This is a genomic window from Microbispora sp. H13382 (assembly GCF_014161445.1).
Lineage (GTDB): Bacteria > Actinomycetota > Actinomycetes > Streptosporangiales > Streptosporangiaceae > Microbispora.
Genome location: NZ_JABBXA010000005.1, coordinates 25745 through 43848 on the forward strand (window position 1 = coordinate 25745; position 18104 = coordinate 43848).

6 protein-coding genes are annotated in these 18104 nt (G+C 75.1%); 4 read left to right on the forward strand and 2 right to left on the reverse strand.

Features of this window, described 5'->3' with window-relative positions; translation table 11 throughout:
- Nucleotides 1-3 precede the first annotated feature (3 nt).
- The 3 genes from HHX41_RS12095 to HHX41_RS12105 all read left to right on the forward strand — a co-directional run bounded on the left by HHX41_RS12095 (nt 4) and on the right by HHX41_RS12105 (nt 11050).
- Nucleotides 4-9807 carry a hypothetical protein gene (locus tag HHX41_RS12095; RefSeq protein WP_182906028.1) on the forward strand — a complete coding sequence of 3268 codons (9804 nt, stop codon included), beginning with the start codon at nt 4-6 and terminating at the stop codon, nt 9805-9807.
- Nucleotides 9807-10334: a hypothetical protein gene (locus HHX41_RS12100; RefSeq protein ID WP_182906029.1), complete on the forward strand. Its 528-nt coding sequence runs from the start codon at nt 9807-9809 to the stop codon at nt 10332-10334. The genes HHX41_RS12095 and HHX41_RS12100 overlap by 1 nt, the downstream gene beginning before the upstream one ends.
- A 173-nt stretch (nt 10335-10507) precedes the next feature.
- Nucleotides 10508-11050: a hypothetical protein gene (locus HHX41_RS12105; RefSeq protein ID WP_220503996.1), complete on the forward strand. Its 543-nt coding sequence runs from the start codon at nt 10508-10510 to the stop codon at nt 11048-11050.
- Nucleotide 11051: 1 nt separating this feature from the next.
- On the opposite strand, the gene eccB is transcribed toward HHX41_RS12105, so the two are convergent.
- Nucleotides 11052-12464: a type VII secretion protein EccB gene (gene eccB, locus HHX41_RS12110; protein ID WP_310741936.1), complete on the reverse strand. Its 1413-nt coding sequence runs from the start codon at nt 12462-12464 to the stop codon at nt 11052-11054.
- Between the two features lie 327 nt (nt 12465-12791).
- On the opposite strand from eccB, the gene HHX41_RS12115 reads away from it, so the two are divergent.
- Complete coding sequence (locus HHX41_RS12115) at nt 12792-13064, forward strand: WXG100 family type VII secretion target (protein ID WP_169986113.1); 273 nt, start codon at nt 12792-12794, stop codon at nt 13062-13064.
- Nucleotides 13065-13219: 155 nt separating this feature from the next.
- On the opposite strand, the gene HHX41_RS12120 is transcribed toward HHX41_RS12115, so the two are convergent.
- Nucleotides 13220-17992 (reverse strand): FtsK/SpoIIIE domain-containing protein, encoded by a 4773-nt coding sequence (locus HHX41_RS12120; protein ID WP_182906031.1) that lies wholly within the window; start codon nt 17990-17992, stop codon nt 13220-13222.
- Nucleotides 17993-18104 lie beyond the last annotated feature (112 nt).

The following is an 18104-nucleotide window of genomic DNA, read 5'->3' on the forward strand; positions in this document are numbered from 1 at the left end:
CGGATGACTCACTCCGCCACATCGGGAACGAGCCCGGGCACGGCGAACAACCAGGTCAATTCGGCCGCGGGTGACGGGCTGCCCACGTTCGCCGACGGCGGCGGCTCGGTCGTCGACGTCACGCCCGCATGGGGCGAGTCGCTGCCCGACTGGGCCGACGACCTCATCGCCCTGCTCACGGCGGGCCAGACGTGGCCGGAGGCGAGCGAGAGCCTGCTGTGGGAGCTGGCCAGGGCGCACCGGGCCGCGACCGTGAGCCTGGTGCGGTCCGTCGATCCGGTGGGAACCGCGGCCGTCTCCGTGCTCAGCGGAATGCAGGGCCCGTCGATGCAGGCGTTCCTGAACCGGCTCGGCGAGCACTACTCGGAGCAGTCCGGCCTGCTCGGCGTGGCGAACAACCACTTCGCCTACGCCGCGCAGGCCGACGCCTTCGCCCGTGAGACGCAGTATTCGAAGCTGTCGGTCAACGTGGTGTTCTGGATCGCGCTGATCGCCACGTTCATCGCACTCGTCGCCGCCTTCTACTCGGCCGGTGCCTCCACCAGGTTCATCGGGCCCATCGCCGCCCGCGCCAGGGCCGAGACGCTGAAGATCCTCGAACGGCTCGCCGTCGCCGCCGGACGCCCCGCCGCCGCCCAGGCGCTCGCGCGGGGGACCGCGCTGGCCTCGGTCAGGGCCGGCCTGCTCGGCCGGATCCTCGCCAATCCCCTGGGCAGGGAGCTCGTCGAGGAGATCGGCGAGGAGGTCGCCGGCGACGGCATCGCCCAGCGCCGGCAGCAGAGTATGGGCACCCGCGACGGCTGGGACTGTAGGAAGACCGGCGCCGTCGCCGTGGGCGCGGCGGGCGGCGCGGCCATCGGCCTGCGGGCCGCGCACCCCGTGAGCAACCTCGTCAACAGGACGCCCCTGCTCAGGAGGCTGAACACCGACGCGCCGGGTGTCGGCAACGCGTTCAGGCGCTTCCCCGGCAGGGCGCTGACGACCGGCCTGACCAACGTCATCGCCTCCCCGGCCGGAAGCGTGCTGGGCAACGGGCTCGTGTACGGCCAGTGGGAGATGCCCGACGGGGAGTCGCTGCTGGGGGCCGCTCTCGGCGGGGCCGGCCGTACGAACACGATCAGCCCGTTCAACCCCGACGTCGTCCAGGCGGTCGTCAGCCCGCGTACGGCCCTGGCCTCGGCGTACGACACGAGCGTGCGCACCGACCTGATCCGTGCCTTCTCCGATCCCGCGGCCGGACAGCCTTCCGGCGGCGCTCCGGGTTCCGGCGAGACGGGTACGGCCGGTGGCGGCCAGACCGCGAGCAATGGCGGGCAAACGGGCGCGGGCGGCACGAGCACCGCGTCCGTCGCAGCGCAACCCGCCGCCGGCCCGGTCGCCGCGCCGTCCGGTGCGAGTCAGGCGTCGGCCGCCGCACCCGGTGGGGCTGGGCCGGTGTCGAGCGCCCCGGCCAACGGCTCCGGTCAGGCGTCGGCCGCCGCAACCGGCGGAGCTGGTTCGGCGAGCGCCGCGTCGGGTGGGCCAGGCCAGTCGGCCCCCACCGCGTCGTCCCCCGCGCAATCCGGCGCGAGCACCGCGCATCCCGGTGCGGCCGGTTCCGCGAGCACGTCCAACGTGGGCAACGCGGCCAACCCAGTCAGCGCGGGCACCGCGAACGCGGCGGGTGCGTCCGCCGCGAGCAGCGGTCAGGCGCCGGCCGGAGCGCAGAGCGCGTCCAGCCAGCCGGCCGCCGCCGGTTCCGCACCGGGGGCCGGCACGAGCGGCGCCGACCCCGGAGCGGCCGGTCCGAGCAACGCGGCGAACGTGGGCAACGCGGCCAACGCGGCCGGCGCCGCCGGCGCGGTCGGTGCGACTGGCGCGGGCAGCACGGCGACAGGCGCGTCCGCCGCGGGCGGTTCGGCGAACCCGGGCAACGCGGGTGGTGCCAATCCCGGTGGTGCCGGTGCCCTATCGGCCTCCGGCATGGCGAACACCGCGACGCCGGGTGCCTCGGCCGCCGCTCCCGGCGCGGCGAGCGCGTCGAGTGCGACGGCGGCATCCCCCGCCGCCGTGGCGCACGCGTCGGCTCGTACGGCGGTTTCCGACGCGCTGTTCACGATCGCGCCCGATGTGCTTCTCCTGCGCGACGGCCGGGGCGCCAGGCTGACCGGTCCTGACGGAAGGCCGATCCAGCTCTCGGGTGAGGACATGGAGGCCCTCGCCGATCGGCTCGCGGCGCGTGCCGCCGAGGGCGTGGACCCGCCCCGGCTGCGCGCGGAGGCGGCCGCCCTGCTGGGGGCCAGGATCGCGGAGGAGAGCCGGGGCCACCCGGTGGAGGGAGCCCTCGACGCGCTCGCCCGGCTGTCCGGCACGACGCCGGACAGCCGCGCCGCCGCCGTGGAGGTGGCGGGCGAGGTGCTGGCGGACAACCCACGCGGCTGGCGGCCCGACCGGCTGAGCGACGCGGGGGCCGGGCTGGTGGAGGAGGCGGCGGCGGTCCGGCCGCACGGGCCCGACCATGCTCTTCGCGTCGGCCGTTCCGCCGGCGCCGCCGCGGAGATCGTCCGCCGCGCCGAGAGCCTCGCCGGGGGGCCGGCCGCGCCGGATCCCGCCGGGACGGCCAACCCGGCGGCGCGAGGGCCGGGGCCGTCCACGTCATCGTCCGCGGCACCGTCCGCGGCACCGTCCGCGGCGCCGTCCACGGCATCGGCCGGCCCGCGATCCACCACCCGGCCCGGACCTCGTACGACCCGTGGGCGTGGCAAGGTGACGGCCCCGGATATCGCGAGAAGCCTCTTCGTGGCCGACGGCAGGCCGCCGCACCTGGCCGACCTGTCGCCGCGGGAGGCGGAGCAGGGCTTTCTGGCACTTCAGGCGTCCGACGTCGGCCCTGACGCGACGGGGCTGAGCCGGGCCGGCGAGCGGACGGTCGTCGTGGACACGGGCCGGTTGGGCGCCCAGCACTTCCGGTTCGAGATCGGCCGGGTGCGCGGCGGCCGTCTCGCCAGGACCAGGGTCCGGGCGGGCACGGCCCGCGCCCCCCACGTCGTACGGCTGTCGCCGCGCCTGGCGAACGACATCCTGCCCCGGGTCTGGCTGCACGAGATCAGCGACGTCTTCCAGCGGCTTTCCGGCCCCCGGCAGGGGGTGATCCGCTCCTTCCTGAGCCGTACGGCAGAGCCGGACGCCGCGGCCTGCGTGACGGCCCGCTACCGGGAGCACGCCCTGCTGGACCGGACGTGGCGGGCGGCCCCGGCAGCGGAACGGCCCGCCATCGCGCACGAGATCGAGCAGCTGGCGCGTGAGATCGAGCGACTCGGGCACGTCGCCCCGGCGCCCCCGTGGACGGCAGCGCAGAGCCAGGCAGCGCAGAGCCAGGCAGCGCAGAGCCAGGCAGCGCAGAGCCAGGCAGCGCAGAGCCAGAAGGCCCCGAGCACGGCAACCCAGAGCGCGCCCGATCCGGTGGCGGATCTGCTCGCGCGGGTCCGCACCCAGCGGGAGACGCTGACGGACGCGGCCGACGAACTGAGCAAGGCCGTCCAGGAGAAGGACAAGAGCCTCAGGGCGGCCTTGCTCGACGCGCACAAGGCGGACAAGGACGCCCGCAAGGCGGCACGCCAGAAGGACCACGCCGCCGGGGAACGCCGCCGCAAGGCGCTGGCGGACCGCGACGTCCACCGCAGGACGGCCGAGCGCGCACACCGGAGCAAGGAGGCCTACGAGCGGGCGGCGTCGCGGGCGGCCGAGGCGCGCAGGGCGTACGAGGAGCTCGAGAACGCGCTGAACGCCCTGCCCACGGACCGGACAGGCCCACTGCCGGCGAAGGTCGCCCAGTCGGCCCGGGACGCGGAGGCCGCCCACACCGCGTACACGGAGGCGTTCGCGGACGCCGTGCCGTCATCGAAGGCCCTGTCCGAGGTTCTGTCCGAGGCCACACCGGCGGGCCGGCTGCCCCACCTCGAACGGCTCACGCAGGTCGTCAACGACATGCTCGAACGCGCGGGAGTCGACCAGCGCTACTCGCCGGACGAGCTGTCGCACGTGTTGCGCTCGAACTTCAGGTGGCTGGTGTCGCCGGACGGCGCGCTGCTGCGGGTGGGCCGCGGCACGCGGGGCGAGCTGCGGCTGCGGCTGAAAGTCACGGACCTGGTCGAGGTCTTCGGCCATCCGGTGCGTCACTCGCAGTCGATGCTCGGCCAGTTGCCGCAGGGCGGCCGCTCGGCCTCCGCCACCGCCAACCGCGCCCTCAGCCTGGCGCCGAAGTTCGACCTGAACGCCCTGAGCGCCCCGTTGCAGGACATCCACTGGCTCGGGACGCTGATGAGGTTCGGCCTGTTCAACGGCGGCTTCACCTTCGGCCGGAGCGAGTCGTTCAACGGCAACGCGTCGGAGTTCGCGCTGGCCGGCGCGGTGCAGGACAACGCGGGCGAGGCGCTGGTGCTCGACGGGCTCGCCTCGGCGGAGGTGGAGCTGCGCACCGCGACCGGCACCGAGCGGGCGCGCGTGGACAGCGGCACATCCGGCGACGCGCGGAGCCTGCGGATCTATCTGCCGCACACGCACGCGCAGGGGGGGCCGGCCGAGGTCACCCGGCTGCCGGTGAAGCAGTGGCGGCGCACGCCGTTCCCCGAGCATTCGGTCACCGGGCTGACCGGGCTCGCGGACCTCGCCGAGCGCACCGCGGCGCGGGCCGGCCGGCCCGAGATCGGCGGCATGACGCGCGACCAGATCTTCACGATCCTGACGAAGGAACTGCCGGCCCGGCTCGGCGAGGCGATCAACGATCCCGACGGGCTGCGCCGCCCGATCACCGCGAACGGGCGGGTGATCGGCTATGTGCGGATCAGGACCGAGGTCCTGATGAAGACGGCACGGCCGGTCGGCACGCCGAGCGTCAAGCACCGCCTGGAACGGCTGCGCGTGGGATTCTCGGGCGCGTCGGGCTCGCGCTCGGCCGGCCGGTCCAGAGAGGTGAAGGGCACCGCGGGCGTCAAGCTCCCCATCGAAGACCAGGGCATGCTCGGCGACGTCGGTCTCGACGGATACAAGACCGCCACCCCGCGGTTCACCATGGGGCTCGGCCGTTCCTGGTCGCGGTCGCGGTCGATGAGCGCGGGCGGGACCGCCATCAGGCCGAGCGTGCAGCGCTGGGCGGGCCACACCCAGGCGTACGCGCTGGAGCTCCAACACACGGTCACCGTGCATCTGAACAGCGACGACGCTCCTCGCGCCGCCGTCGAAGGCCGGAGCACGGGCCTGTTCCGCATGCCCGAGTCGCAGGCCTACCGTTACGGCCTCCCCGTCGACCGGTCGGCTCTGCGGAAGGACGGCCGGCTGAGGGACGACCCGAAGCCCGGCACGCCGAAGGGCCGCCTGCCCGAGCTGCCCGGCTGGTCGCGCGAGTCCGGGGCCGGGCCCGCGCTCGTCCAGGCGAGCGACCGGCAGGACAGCGTCCGGAACTTCGACGAGGTGCGTGCGAAGGTCGTGGCGGCGCTGCGCAAGCAGGGCCTGCTGCCGGACGAGAAGGGCGGCCTGTCCCGCGACCCGCTGACCCGGGCGAGCCAGATCGCCAACATGATCGAGGTGGCCGAGCAGTTCTCCCCGGCCCGGCTGCAGACCGGATACGACCAGGCCAGGCAGGACGGGATCGTCCTCGACCTGGTGAGCCAGGGCATCGGCCGGCCCACCCGGCACCACACGATGCGCATCCGGTTGAAGCAGTCGGGCAGTGAGGAGTTCCAGGGCACCAGCGCCGCCGACATCGTGGCCGACCTCGACATCTCGTCGGAGACCTCCGGCCGGTCGGTCAGCAGGTCGGGCGGCCGGTCCGGCGACCTCGGCCCGGGCCTCGGCCTGGAGACGAAGCCGGGCGAGGACGGCTCGACCGGCGGCGGGCCGGGCTTCCACGGCAGCAAGGGGCGCACGGCCGGCACGACCCTCAACGACACGGTCAACCACGTCACGTTGATCGAGGCCACCTCTCCGGCGGCGGTCTTCGAGGTCCCGCACACGCTCACCGTGGAACTCGTCGAGGCCGACGGGCAGACCAGGACGCTGGCCGAGAGCGACGACGTGTGGATGCGGGTGCTGCTGCCCGCCGACCTGCTGCCGGAGCGGCGGACGGAGCCTTCGCCCGCCCACCCGACGTCCAGGGAGGCGTTGAGCCTCGCCACCCTGCTGCACGTGGACGGGAGCGGCGTGCTCGGCGCCCTCGGCTCGGTGCTGCCGAGGGCGATGCGGCCGGGCTCGATGTCGTACCACCACCTCGCCGAGGCGTTCAACGTACGCAGCCTCATCTCCCACCCGGAATGGCTGGCCGCCGACCCCGGCCGGCCGGCCGGCACGTACGGCACCGCGATGGCCGTGCGCCCGCGCGGCCTGCGTACGCACCGCGCGTCGGCGTGGATAACGGCCGAGCCGGGCGAGTCGACGTTCGTCACCGCGGCCGACCTGGTGATCGGTGACATCAACTTCACGATGGGCGCGCACTCCACGCGGATGGAGACGCGGGGCGGACGGTCCGCCGACGTCTCGACCGGCGCGAACGAGGATCTGCCCGGCCCGTTGGGCGGCACGCAGGGGGCCGGCGTGTCCGGGGCGGGGAGCAGGGCGTCCTCGACCACCGACACGGCGATCTGGGGCAGGGAACGGCTGGCCATCGACACCGGCAAGCACTACGTGTTCGCGATGAAGACGGACATCACGGTCTCCGGGGACGAGCCGGGAAACCGCCGGGCCGACGCCGAGCTGCCGGGCAGAACGGTCGTCTACTCCCTCCCCGAGCGCGACGCCCTCGCCCTGTACGGCAAGGGCGAGGTCAAGCTCCCGCTCGGGCAGGTGGCCGACGCGGTGACGCGGCTGCTCGACGGCACCCTCCAGCTCGACCCGCGTACGGCGGTGCCGATGGTCCGCAGATACCTGGCCGACCGGGCGCTGGCGCGAAGGGCCGGTCATCCCCGGCCCGACCTGGAGAAGAAGCACCCCCGCGCCGTGCTCTTCGAACGGCTCGTCAAGGACTTCCCCCTGGGCCGGGCGGCCGGGCTCAAGCAGATGCAGGACAGGCTGCCGGATCTCGCCACCCGTGTGGACGTCCCCGACCTGTACGAGGACTCCCTCGGCGAGAGCACCGTGAAGTCGGTCCGGCTCACGGCTCCGGACGGCACGCGGACCCGGCTGCTCGACCAGGTGCTCGGCCAGATCGGCACGGTGGCGCCCGGCGCGCTGAAGCGCGACCCGGTCCTGCTGCGCAGCCTGTTCGGCGACTTCGCCGGCAGACGCTGGTGGGGCAAGCTCGACGACATGACCGGACCGGCCGGCTTCGTCAAGACGTACTCGCTCAGGATCTCCCCGCACCTCACCGAGGACGTGACGCTCAGGATCACGGCGGAACTCCACGGCGACCAGGCGACGTACGGCGGGAGCGTCCACAACTTCGGCCAGATCCTGCAGGACTACACCTACGGCCAGCAGGACGCGGCCGAGTCGTCCGGCAGGACGTTCGGCGGCAGCGCGAACGCCGGAGCGGGACAGGACGCCGGCAGCGGCGGCCGAGCGGCGGCCACCGACCGCTCGCACACCGGCACGGCCTTCGTCGGCACCCAGCGGACCCGCATCCAGCGTCATTCGGCGTTCCGCGGCGGGCAGCTCGTCGAGCATCCGGTGACCATCAGGATCGAGGTCGAGCGGTCGCCGGGCCGCCTGCGCGGCGCCGTCGCCAGGACCACCGGCGTCCCCCGGACCAGCCAGGTCACGCTGCACGGCACCATGACCCGGGTGCTGCCGGACGGCATGGTGGCGAAGGAGGGCACGGTTCCCCCGAGGCGGCCCGCCCGGCCCGACGTACGGCGGGTCGCGCCGCCGGAGGTCTTCGCGACGGAGGGGATCAAGGCCGACGGGCTGCTGCGCGCGGTGTTCGGCCGGCTCGCCCGGGCGGACCTCCTCGGCGGGACCGCCGCCATGGAGCACTACGCCGAGCTGGCCAAGGCCTTCACCGGCAACGGGCTGGCGACCCGGCTGGAGCGGATGACCGGCCCCGACGGTCACCGGCTCATCCGGCTGCCGATGCCGGGCAGCCCCGGCCAGGTGGTGGACGTCCGGGTGCACGCGGACCTCTCCGAGCCCGACCCGGTGGCCCTGAACCTGCAGGACACCGAACTGGGACAGGTGGACCGCGAGCAGAACGTCGCGGGCACGTCCACCGACCGGGGGCAGATGCTGCCGCTCGGCCGGACGTACAGCGGGGGGCTCGCCGCGGGCGCCGGCACCGATCTCGGCGCCGGCGACCAGACCGCGCAGTCGAGCTCGGGCAGCGGCGGCGTCCGCGACGAGACCAGCGTGTTCGAGAAGGGCACCGGGGCCCTGGTGCGTTTCCGGGTCGACTTCGACCTCCGGTTCGAGGTGCGCCGGGTGGCGCCGAACGGCGCGGAGACGCTGCAGCGGACGGTGGAGATCCCCCACGGTGCCACCGGCAGGGCCCACCTGATCATGTTCCGGCACGCGTTCGAGGAGATGCTGGCCCGTCGCGACGCCGGTCCCGCCCGGCCGCTGTGGGACTTCCGGCGGCAGCGGCCGGCCGCGCCCGGCGTCTTCTTCTCCCACGACGCCGTGCGCGGGATGGCCGCGAGGCACCCGTCGTACGACCCGGCGGCGCCGACCAGGGCGATGGCCGAGGCGCTCAGAGGACGGACGGGAACGCTGCCGGTGGGCATCGTGGCCGATCTCGGCCACGCGCATCCCACGGCGCTCGTGGAGGAGGCCAGGCTGCTCGCCCGCGACCTCGGCGCCGACGTCCACCTCCACCTCAGGCGGCCCGACGGCACCGTCGAGCGCTACCGCGCCACGCCGGTGGGCGAGCTGACCGGCGACTCCTTCGCCGAGGCGCTCGGCAGGGTGCCGCCCGACCTGGTGGCGCTGGCCGGGCGGCACGACCTCGACCTGCGCGACCTGTACGACGGGCGGCCCGGCGGGTTCGCCGACCGGATCGCCGAACGGCTCGGCGCCCTCGGCGTGTCCAGGGACACACCGGCCGACCCGGGCTGGCCGGTGCCCGAGACCGCCGCGGACGGCACCTGGGGCGGCAACCCCCTCGTCACCGGCCCTCCCGGCGGCAGCGTGACGGCCGAGGCCATGGAGAGGACCGCTTTCGTGGCCGACGGCCGGGCCCCGCACCTGCCCGACCTGTCGAACGACGAGATCCCCACGGCCGTCGCCGACCTGCGCCCGTCGGACTTCGGCAGGGGCGTCCAGGCCGTGACCGTGACGCCGGACGGCACGGTCGTCACCGTCGAGACCACCCGGTTCGGCACACAGCGCTTCGCCGTGCTGCCCGAGGACCCCGGCGGCGGACGTCCGGGCCGTACGGAGGTCCACACGGGCACGGACCCGCACGTGACCCGGCTCGCGCCGAGACTGGCCCCCGACGTGGTGGCCCGGGTGCTGCTGCACGAGATCAGCGACACCCTGCAGAAGCGCGCCGCGGCGGAGCAGGGCGTGGTGCGCGCCTTCCTGAACGCCCTCGATCCCGGCTACGACGCGTGCGCCGCCGCCCGCCGCAACGAGCACGCGTACCTGTCCCGCAAGTGGCCGGCGGCGTCCTCGGACGAGGAACGGGCGCGGCTGCGGCACGAGATCGAGGCGGTCGCCCGGGACCTCGGCGCGCGGGGTCAGGCGGCGCCCCCGCCGCCGTGGGTCACCGCGCCGCCTCCCGCGCCGGTCCTCGACGTCTGGGAGCGGATGCGCAGGCTCAGCAACCCCTCGGGCGGGGAGCCGCCCGACGACGAGGACGACGACGCCCTCGAGAAGGAGACCGGACAGGGACAGGTGATCTGATGCCGTACTCGATCGCGAGGAGCAGGGACGAGGCGCACCTCTACCTCGACCTGAACCCCTGCGCCTGCGGCTCGGCCGGCACCGACTGGGACAGCGGCCTGGCGAGTGCCGAGGGGGAGCTGGTCACCTGCTACGAGGGGCGGTGCGCGGCGTGCGGCGCCGAGCGGGAGTACCTGTTCGGTCTTCCCGAGCGCGAGGTGACGCCCACCGGCTACCCGACGTTCGGCGGCGCGGAGCCGTCCGAGCTGCTGGACCCCGGCGAGTGGATGTGGGTGGCCGACCTGACGGCGGGCAACGTCCCGGAGGGCCCTCTCTCGGAGGGGGGAGAACGGCGGCAGGCGCTGTCCATCGCGCGGGCGGCGGTCGAGGAAGTGATCAAGTTCGTCCCGCCCGGGCAGGACGAGGTGCCCGAGGAGGCGTTCTGGTCGGAGCGCGGCCGGGCCGTACGCGCCGCCGAGCCGGGGCGGTTCCGCCTCGACCGGCTGCTCGTCGTCCGCGACACCTACCGCGAGCTGGCCGGGGCCTAGGTCGTGTCTGACAAATCATGGCCCTGCTGCGCGTGGCCCAGGCGGCGCCTCGCTACGTTGTCGTCGTCGCCCATAGCTCCGCTATGGGCTCCTCCTCCGCCTTGCGATGCATCCACCTGGATCCACGCTCGCGACGGGCAGCATTTGTCAGACACTCCCTTAGGCTGGCTGGAATGGAGCAGGCAGTGCCGATCCCGCACGCGCGGACGCTCGCGGAGGCCCGGCTGTATCTCGCGCTGACGGTGGACGAGGCCGGCCGGGAGGAGCCGCCGGTCGAGGGTCCCGAGGGGTGGACGCTGCGGTCCGGCGGCGTCGAGGTGCTCGTGCCGTACGCGAGCGAGGCGGAGGCCCGGGACGAGGGAGAGCGGTTCGGCGTCGGCCTGTCCGCGCTGCTCGACCCCGGCCAGTGGCGGCTCGCGGGTGCGGGGTACGCGCGCCGGGCGCTCGCCGACGACCTCGAGTACGCCGAGGAGCCGGGAGACGAGAGCCTCTTCCTGCGGGTGGTGAGCGGCTGGGAGGCGGCCAGGGACGCGCTCGCAGAGGTGCTCAAGTTCATCCCGCCGGGCGAGCGGGAGGTGCCCGCCGAGGCCTTCTGGACCGAGACGGGCCTGGCCGCCCGCGAGGCGGAGCCCGAGAGCTTCCTGCGCGACCGGCTGGCCGAGGACATCGCGTTCTACCAGCAGAACCTGGACGACTTCCGCCGCCTCGGCGGCTGACCTACCTGCCCGCCGGCACGGGCACGCGGGCGGCGGCGGGATCGAGCGCCGGGCCCTCGGGGATGAGGTGCAGCAGGTGCGCGGGCACCGGCGTGGCGTCGGAGGCGTCGTAGCCGAGCTTCGGCAGCAGGTCGGCTGAGGCGACGGCGAACCTGCGGCCCTGGTCGGTGACCAGGTAGTAGTTCGTGATCGACGCCACCTGTCCCTCGCCCGGCAGCAGCCCGGCGACCGCCGCCGATCCGGGCGGGAGCAGCACCTGGTCGAAGCTCTCCTGGCCGCCGGGCGTCCGGGGCGTGGGGATCGCGATCGAGGCGCCGACCGTCAGGGTCGCCCGGGTCGAGCCGCCGCGGGCGCCGGCGTAGACCGCGCACAGCGGCGAGGTGGAGGCGGGGGAGACCACGGCGGGCATCGTCTCGGGCAGCCCGCCGCCCGTCACGCTCTGCTTGGACGGCGCGGCGTTGGCCGTGGCCGCGTCGATCGTGACGGCCCGCGGAGGACGCCTGCCGTACGCCGCCTTGATGCCCGGGTCGGCCAGCATGAGTGTGGCCTGGGTGAGGGTGATCGGCGCGAGGCCGTCGGACAGCAGGACGTACCAGCGGGCCGGTGCCCCCGCGATGCCGGGCACGGTGAAGACCTGCCCGACCGCCGCCGTGCCCCCGCCGCCGGGCCCTCGCACCTTCTTGCCCAGGTCGCGCACCTTCGGGCCGCCGAAGTCGGGGCCCTCGGGCACGGCGTTGAGCCAGGCGGCGGGCACCTTCCTGGGCTGGGCGTTCAGGGCGCTCACCGCGCTGGAGCTCGCCCGCATCCGCCGGTCGCCCCAGACGACCCACTTCTGCCGGCCGTCGTCCACGACCATGGCGCCGCCGCCGAGGGGCCTGCCGCCGACGTCCAGGCCGCCCACCAGCGTGACGTACGGCCGTGGCGCCCCGGTGGCGTCGGGGCCGTCCACCACGCACACCGACCACGGGCCGTGCACCAGCTTGTCCTTGGCCGGCAGCGAGTCGGGCGCGCCGGGGATGCCGACGAGGGGCCCGCGCGGCAGCTCGGCCAGCGAGGCGGCGGAGACGTCGCGCACCGTCACGTCGGCGGTGTCGAGCAGCAGCCGGGCGGAGACGTAGTTCGCCACGGGAAGCAGCGCGCGCTCCTGCCGGCTGTAGACGTAGGTCGCGCCGGTGTCCTGCTCGACGAGGAGCTGGCCGGGCTCGGTGAGCTTGGTGGCGCCGCCCGGCTTGATCACCCCCCAGATGCCGAAGACGGCGAGCAGGAGCACCGACAGCAGGACTCCGCAGAACGTGGCCAGGTTGTGCCGCCGCATCGGCGACTCCGCCACGTCCGGCTCTCCCTGCAGCAGGGCCTGGCCCAAGCGCTGCTGCATCAGCCGGTATGCCTGGTAGAGGTCCTTCCGGGTCTGCACGTCACCTCTCCCTGTCAGAGGGCATGACCGCCAGCATATTGATCCCGCGGCGTCCTTGTGATCACGGCTTCGGATCACCGGGGAACCGGTGCGGCGTTCGGGCGGGCCTCGCCTGCTCCGGTGGAGGCCGTGATGTCCCGGGGGATCCGGGGCGAAGCCACCGACGGGCAGTGGACGCCTTTCCGGGCGTGCGGAAAAAAGGGAATGGAGTGGTGGAAAAGCCAGATTTCCCAGGCCGCGGATATAGCCGCTCGGCATAAGGGGTTCACAAGATTGACAAACGATTTACGGTGAGGGCGGCCCCTTTGTCGATGAAGGAGTGACTGGATGAGTAACAGCTTGCTCGGCGGCGACCCCGCGGAGATGCAGGGCATGGCCGCGCAGTTCAGCCAGCAGGCGGACCAGGTTCGCGCCACGATGGCCAACCTCGACCGTGAGGCGGCCAAGGTCGGCACCGCCTGGACCGGCCCCGGCGCGCAGCGCTTCCACGACGCCTGGCAGAGCTACCGAGCGGCGTTCCAGCGCATGGCGGAAGAGCTCAACGAGGCCTCCCGGGTCATCACCACCTACCGCGGCAACATCGAGTCCGCGACTCGCTGACAGCCGGCCGCCGGACCACCATGAATGCCATGGAGGTCCGGCGGTTTCCGTATTCGGAGCGGTGTTTCCGTCGAGCGGCCCGAATAGTGACGGTGCGCAAAAACGCCTCTCCCGGCCCCGGGCGGGAGCGCCGGGTCCGCCGGGCCCGCCGGGTCTCAGTCCGGCGCCGCGGCCTGGATGGGGGTCGCGGTGCCCGAGACGACGAGCAGGCCGCGCCCGGGAGGCCCGCCGACGGCGCCGCGCGGCAGCCGTACCGCGAACAGGTCCCCGTCGGCCGGGCTCTGCACGTTGAGCAGCAGGCCGGTCCTGCCCTTGCGCGCCTCCGCCGCGAACCCCCGGTAGGCCGTCGCCAGGTCGCCGGTGGCCCCGGCGATGAGCAGGCCGTGCTCGCCGTCCCGCCCGGTGCGCAGGATCTCGTCCAGGGCCAGGCCGAGCGCGGAGTCGGGCGAGATGAGCTCCGCGTCGTCCACGGCCACCACGTAGCGCTCGTGCCCGGCGACCAGCGCGAGCGGGTCGAGCGCGCCGGGCAGGCCGCCGAAGTCGTCCGCGCCGCCCCCGGTCACGCTTCTGGCGTTGCCGTCCAGCACGGCGAGCACCCCCGGCGCCCCGGCGAGGTCGCGCAGCGGGCTGCGGCGCGGGGTCACGACGAGCACGGGCGTGCCCCGGTCGAGCAGTGAGCGCGCCGCCGTGACCAGCGCGGACGACCTTCCCGATCGCGGCGGCCCGGCGATCACCGCGGCCGGGCCCTGGCCCTGCAGGTCCACGCCCATCGGGGCGAGGGCGTCGCCGCCCGCGCCGAGCAGCGCCCACAGGGCCGAGGGCGGCCGATGCGCGGGCGCCAGGTCGAGCGCCTGCCCCGCCGTGATCCGCATCGGCAGCGCGTCCACCCGCAGCGGCGGCTCCGACGGCCAGGCCCACTTCCCCGGCAGGTCAGAGCCGCCGAACCGGGCCGCCGCCGTACGGGAGAGCTCCTGCAGGACGGCCACCTGCGCGGGGCCTGAGGGGTCGTCGCACAGCAGCGCGAGCTGGCTCTCCGCCAGGCCGTGCTCGCCGACGGCGAGGGCCCTGCCGGGGGGCATGGAGCTCGGCAGGTCGCGCAGGGGCAGCCCGGCGAGCCCGTAGTCGGCGGGGTCGGCGAGTCGCAGCACGAGCCGGTCCTCGAAGACCGTGGAGATCTGCCCGAGCAGGCCCGACCGGTCGGCGGTGACCACGGCCCGCAGGCCCACGGCCGGTCCCTCCCGCAGCAGTTGCAGCAGGGCGTCGACCAGCCGCCCGTAGTCGTAGTTCTCGAACGCGGCGACGTACCCCTCCCAGCGGTCCACGAGCAGCACCATCCAGGGCAGGGCCCCCACGCCCGTACGGTCGCGGGCGGCCCGCGAGCGGGCGGCGGCACGCGCCTCGGCCAGCGAGGCGTACCCGGCCTCGGCCAGCAGGTGCTGACGGCGCCCGACCTCCGCGCGCAGGCGGGTCAGCAGGCGCTCCACCCGGTCGAGCTGGTCGCGGGTGACCACCGCGCCGCAGTGCGGCAGCGCGACGAGCGGCAGCAGCGCGCCCGACCCGCAGTCGACGGCGTGGACGTGCACGTCCTCGGGGGAGGCGCCGGCCGCGATCGAGCCCGCGATCGTCCGCAGCGCGCTGGAGCGGCCGCTGCGCGCCCCGCCCGCGATCAGCAGGTGGCCGCCGTGCCGCATGTCCAGCGCGAGCGGGCGGCGGCCCTGCTCCCAGGGCAGGTCGGTCACGCCGAACGGAAGCGGCGGCACCTCCTCGAACCCCGGCCGGTACGGCGCGGCGCCCGCGAGCAGGCCCCCCGGGGAGTCCGCGGTCCCGGTGCCGAGGACGACCTGGCCGGGCAGCGGCGGCAGCCACGGGCTCGGCTGACGGGGCATGTCGCTCCCGGCCTCCCGCAGCGCGTCCACGAGCAGGGCCAGATCGGTGCCGTCCGCGGCCTGGGCGGGCGGGGCGGGCAGCGGGTGTCCGAGCTCCTGCCAGGGCAGATCGAGCACCCGCACGGTCTCCCCGGCGTCGGCCGCCCCCGCACTCCGCGGTTGGGGTGTGCGGCCGCCGATCCTGGCGGTCTGCACCGCCACGGGCGCTGCGGAGCCCGCCCGCACGTAGCAGCGGCCCGGCGTCGTGCGTGAGATGTGCGCGGCGTCCGGCACGTCGATGACGTCGCTGGACTCGGTGGCGTCGGTGACCCGCAGCGCGATCCTGAGCGAGGTGTTGGCCTGGATGTCGGCGGTCACCACGCCGCCGGGCCGCTGGGTGGCGAGGATCAGGTGGATGCCGAGCGAGCGGCCCCTGCGCGCGATGTCGACCAGCCCCTCGACGAAGTCGGGCAGCTCCGCGACCAGGGCGGCGAACTCGTCGATGATCAGCACGAGCCGGGGCAGCGGCGGCAGTTCCCTGGTCCCGGCCGCCTCCGGCACCGGCGCGGCGAAGATGCCGCCGCCGCGCGCCCGCAGGACGCCGCCCGCGCCGAGCACCCAGGTGGCGCCGCGGGCCCGCTGGTAGTCCTCGATGTCCTTGGCCCCCGCGTCCAGCAGCAGGCGTTCCCTGCGCCGGATCTCGGCGGCCAGCGACGACAGGGCTCGCTGGGTCAGGTGGCCGTCGAGGTCGCTCACCATGCCGACCGTGTGCGGGAGCCGTACGCACTCCTTGAAGGCCGCCCCGCCCTTGTAGTCGATGAGCACGAACGTCATCTCGTCCGGCCGGTTGGCTACGGCGAGGGAGCAGATCAGCGTCTGCAGCAGCTCCGACTTGCCCGCGCCGGTCGTGCCCGCGACCAGGGCGTGCGGCCCGTCTCTGCTCAGGTCCACCTCGAACGGCCCGTCGGGTCCCACGCCGATCAGGGCCCGGGTCGTACGGCCCTGCCGCTCGGCGAGCGCGGCGGGGTCGAGCGGCGCCTCCAGCAGGTCGAGCAGGCGGACCGCGTCGGGCAGGGCGGCCGAGGGGTCGTCGCGGCTCACGTCGCGCAGCGGGGCCAGCGCGCGGGCCAGGCGTTCGGCCCAGGACGGCGAGACCTGGTCGGCGCGGATGCCGGTGATCGGGTCGAGCCCGCCGCCGTGGAGGCGTACACCGCCGTCGCGGTCGCAGGACACGACCGTCGCGCACTCCTCGGGCAGCAGCCGCTCGTCGTCGTCGATCGCGAGCGTGTAGACCCCGGCACGCGGGCCCTGCCGCAGCACCTGCGGCATGCCGGGCAGGCCGCGCAGCACCTGGGCGCCGTCGAGCACGACGAGCACGTCGAAGGGCCGCTCGTCGTAGGTCGCGAAGGCCGGCTCGGCGGGCCGGTTGCCGCTCGCGCGCCCCAGGTCGTCCCAGCCGGCCGGGCCGCCGGACAGGCGGGCGCCGCGCGGCACCCCCGGGTAGGGCCCCGAGCCGTTCTCGGCGTCGAGCCGTTCCGTCACCAGGGCGGCGAGCTCGGCGACCCTGCGGGCGGCGGCCTCGGGGTCGGCGCCGACGAGCGCGGCGCAGTCGGACGACAGGGCGCCCCCGCGGGCGGCGTCCGGGGCGCAGTGCGGCAGCCAGCGCACCCAGCCCCACTGCCCGGCGCCGTCGGCGTTGGCGGACAGCACCACGACGGCCAGGTCGCGCGGGCTGTGCAGGGCGGCGGCCTGGCCGACGAGCCAGCGGGCGCAGCCGAGCGCCACGTCCCTCGGGCCGGTGAGCCCGGCCACGCCGAGACGCCGCATGACCAGCGCGACCGGGACGTCGTGGCAGGGGGGCGGCTCCCGGCGGGGGACGTCCTGGGGCGTGCCGCTCTCGGGCTCGAACTCCAGGTCAGCGGGCAGGTCGGCCAGTCCCACGCGCAGCCGCAGCGCGTCGCGGTCGTGCACCCGGCGCTCCCAGAGCCGGCGGCGCGGGCCGGTCGCGGTGAGCAGCACCTCGGCCGGGTCGGGCGCGCCGCCGCGCCTGGCCTCCTCGTCCTGCCGCACCGCGCGGGCCACCTCCTCCTCGAAGGCGGCCAGCCGCTCGCGGTACGCCTTGAGCGCCCGGCGGTGCTTCTTCCTGCCGTGCCTGCGGTCGCTCACCCACTGGCCGATCATGATGAGCGGCGTCATGAACGCGATCAGCAGGTAGTACCACGTGCCGGTGGCGGCGGCCATGACCACACCGAGGACGGCGGGCAGCAGCGCGGCCAGCAGCTGCAGCCGCATGCCCTCGCCCCGCTTCGGCTCGGCGGGGACCGTGAACCGCCGCTGCCGCTCCGGCCGCTGCAGGCGCGGTGGGCGGTTGTAGGCGAGCCCGCCGTCCGGCAGCGCGTCGAGGTGGGCGTCAGGCGGCAGGACCGGGCCCAGAGCGAACACGGAGCCGCCGCAGGCCAGCATGCCCGAGGCCGGCCACGGCACCGCCTTCGTGAGGGGCTCGCCCTCCAGCCGGGCCACCGGGTCGCCGCCGGAGGTCGCGGGTGTCGCGGGCTCCACGGTGGCCGTGCCGGGGGCCAGCCGCACCACCAGCGCGACCGGCGGCATCCGCGGGTCGGGTACGGAGATCGCACAGGCGGGGTCGGCGCCGATCGTGTGCGCGCCGAACCCGATCCGGTGGACGGCTCCCGCGCCGGGCCCGCCCACCACGCGCAGCTCGGCCTGCCCGCCGGGCTCCTCGGTCACCGTCGCCACGGCGGCGTGGCCGTCCACGGAGACCAGGTCGCCATCCCTGAGCAGGCCGAACACGGGCGCGTCCGGGTCGATCGGCCGGCCGTCGACCCACAGCTTCACCTCGCCCGGGGGCCGCGCCTGCCGGTCCCGGTCCAGGTCGTACGGCGCGCGGGCGTGCGGGAGCCGTACGACGTTGGCCGGCCGGGCGGTGGCGCCGTCGAGCAGACCGGCGAGCGCCGCGGCGAGGGCGGCGGCAGTGGTGCTCTCGTCGCCCTCGACCAGCACGTCGCGACGGCCGTCCTCGCCGACCACGGTGAGCGTTATCCGCATGCGCGAACTCCCAGAAGGCGGTTGTACGGCGGCCTCGCGGAAAGCGTTTCATCCCGGCGCGTTCCCGTGAAGATCTCCGGGTGCGGCCCTGCGGAGACACCGTAGCCGGGCC

Excerpts from the sequence above, each read along its gene's own strand:
- HHX41_RS12095 (WP_182906028.1), top strand. The coding sequence starts at position 4 with ATGACTCACTCCGCCACATCGGGAACGAGCCCGGGCACGGCGAACAAC.
- HHX41_RS12100 (WP_182906029.1), top strand. The coding sequence starts at position 9,807 with ATGCCGTACTCGATCGCGAGGAGCAGGGACGAGGCGCACCTCTACCTC.
- HHX41_RS12105 (WP_220503996.1), top strand. The coding sequence starts at position 10,508 with ATGGAGCAGGCAGTGCCGATCCCGCACGCGCGGACGCTCGCGGAGGCC.
- HHX41_RS12115 (WP_169986113.1), top strand. The coding sequence starts at position 12,792 with ATGAGTAACAGCTTGCTCGGCGGCGACCCCGCGGAGATGCAGGGCATG.
- HHX41_RS12120 (WP_182906031.1), bottom strand. The coding sequence starts at position 17,992 with ATGCGGATAACGCTCACCGTGGTCGGCGAGGACGGCCGTCGCGACGTG.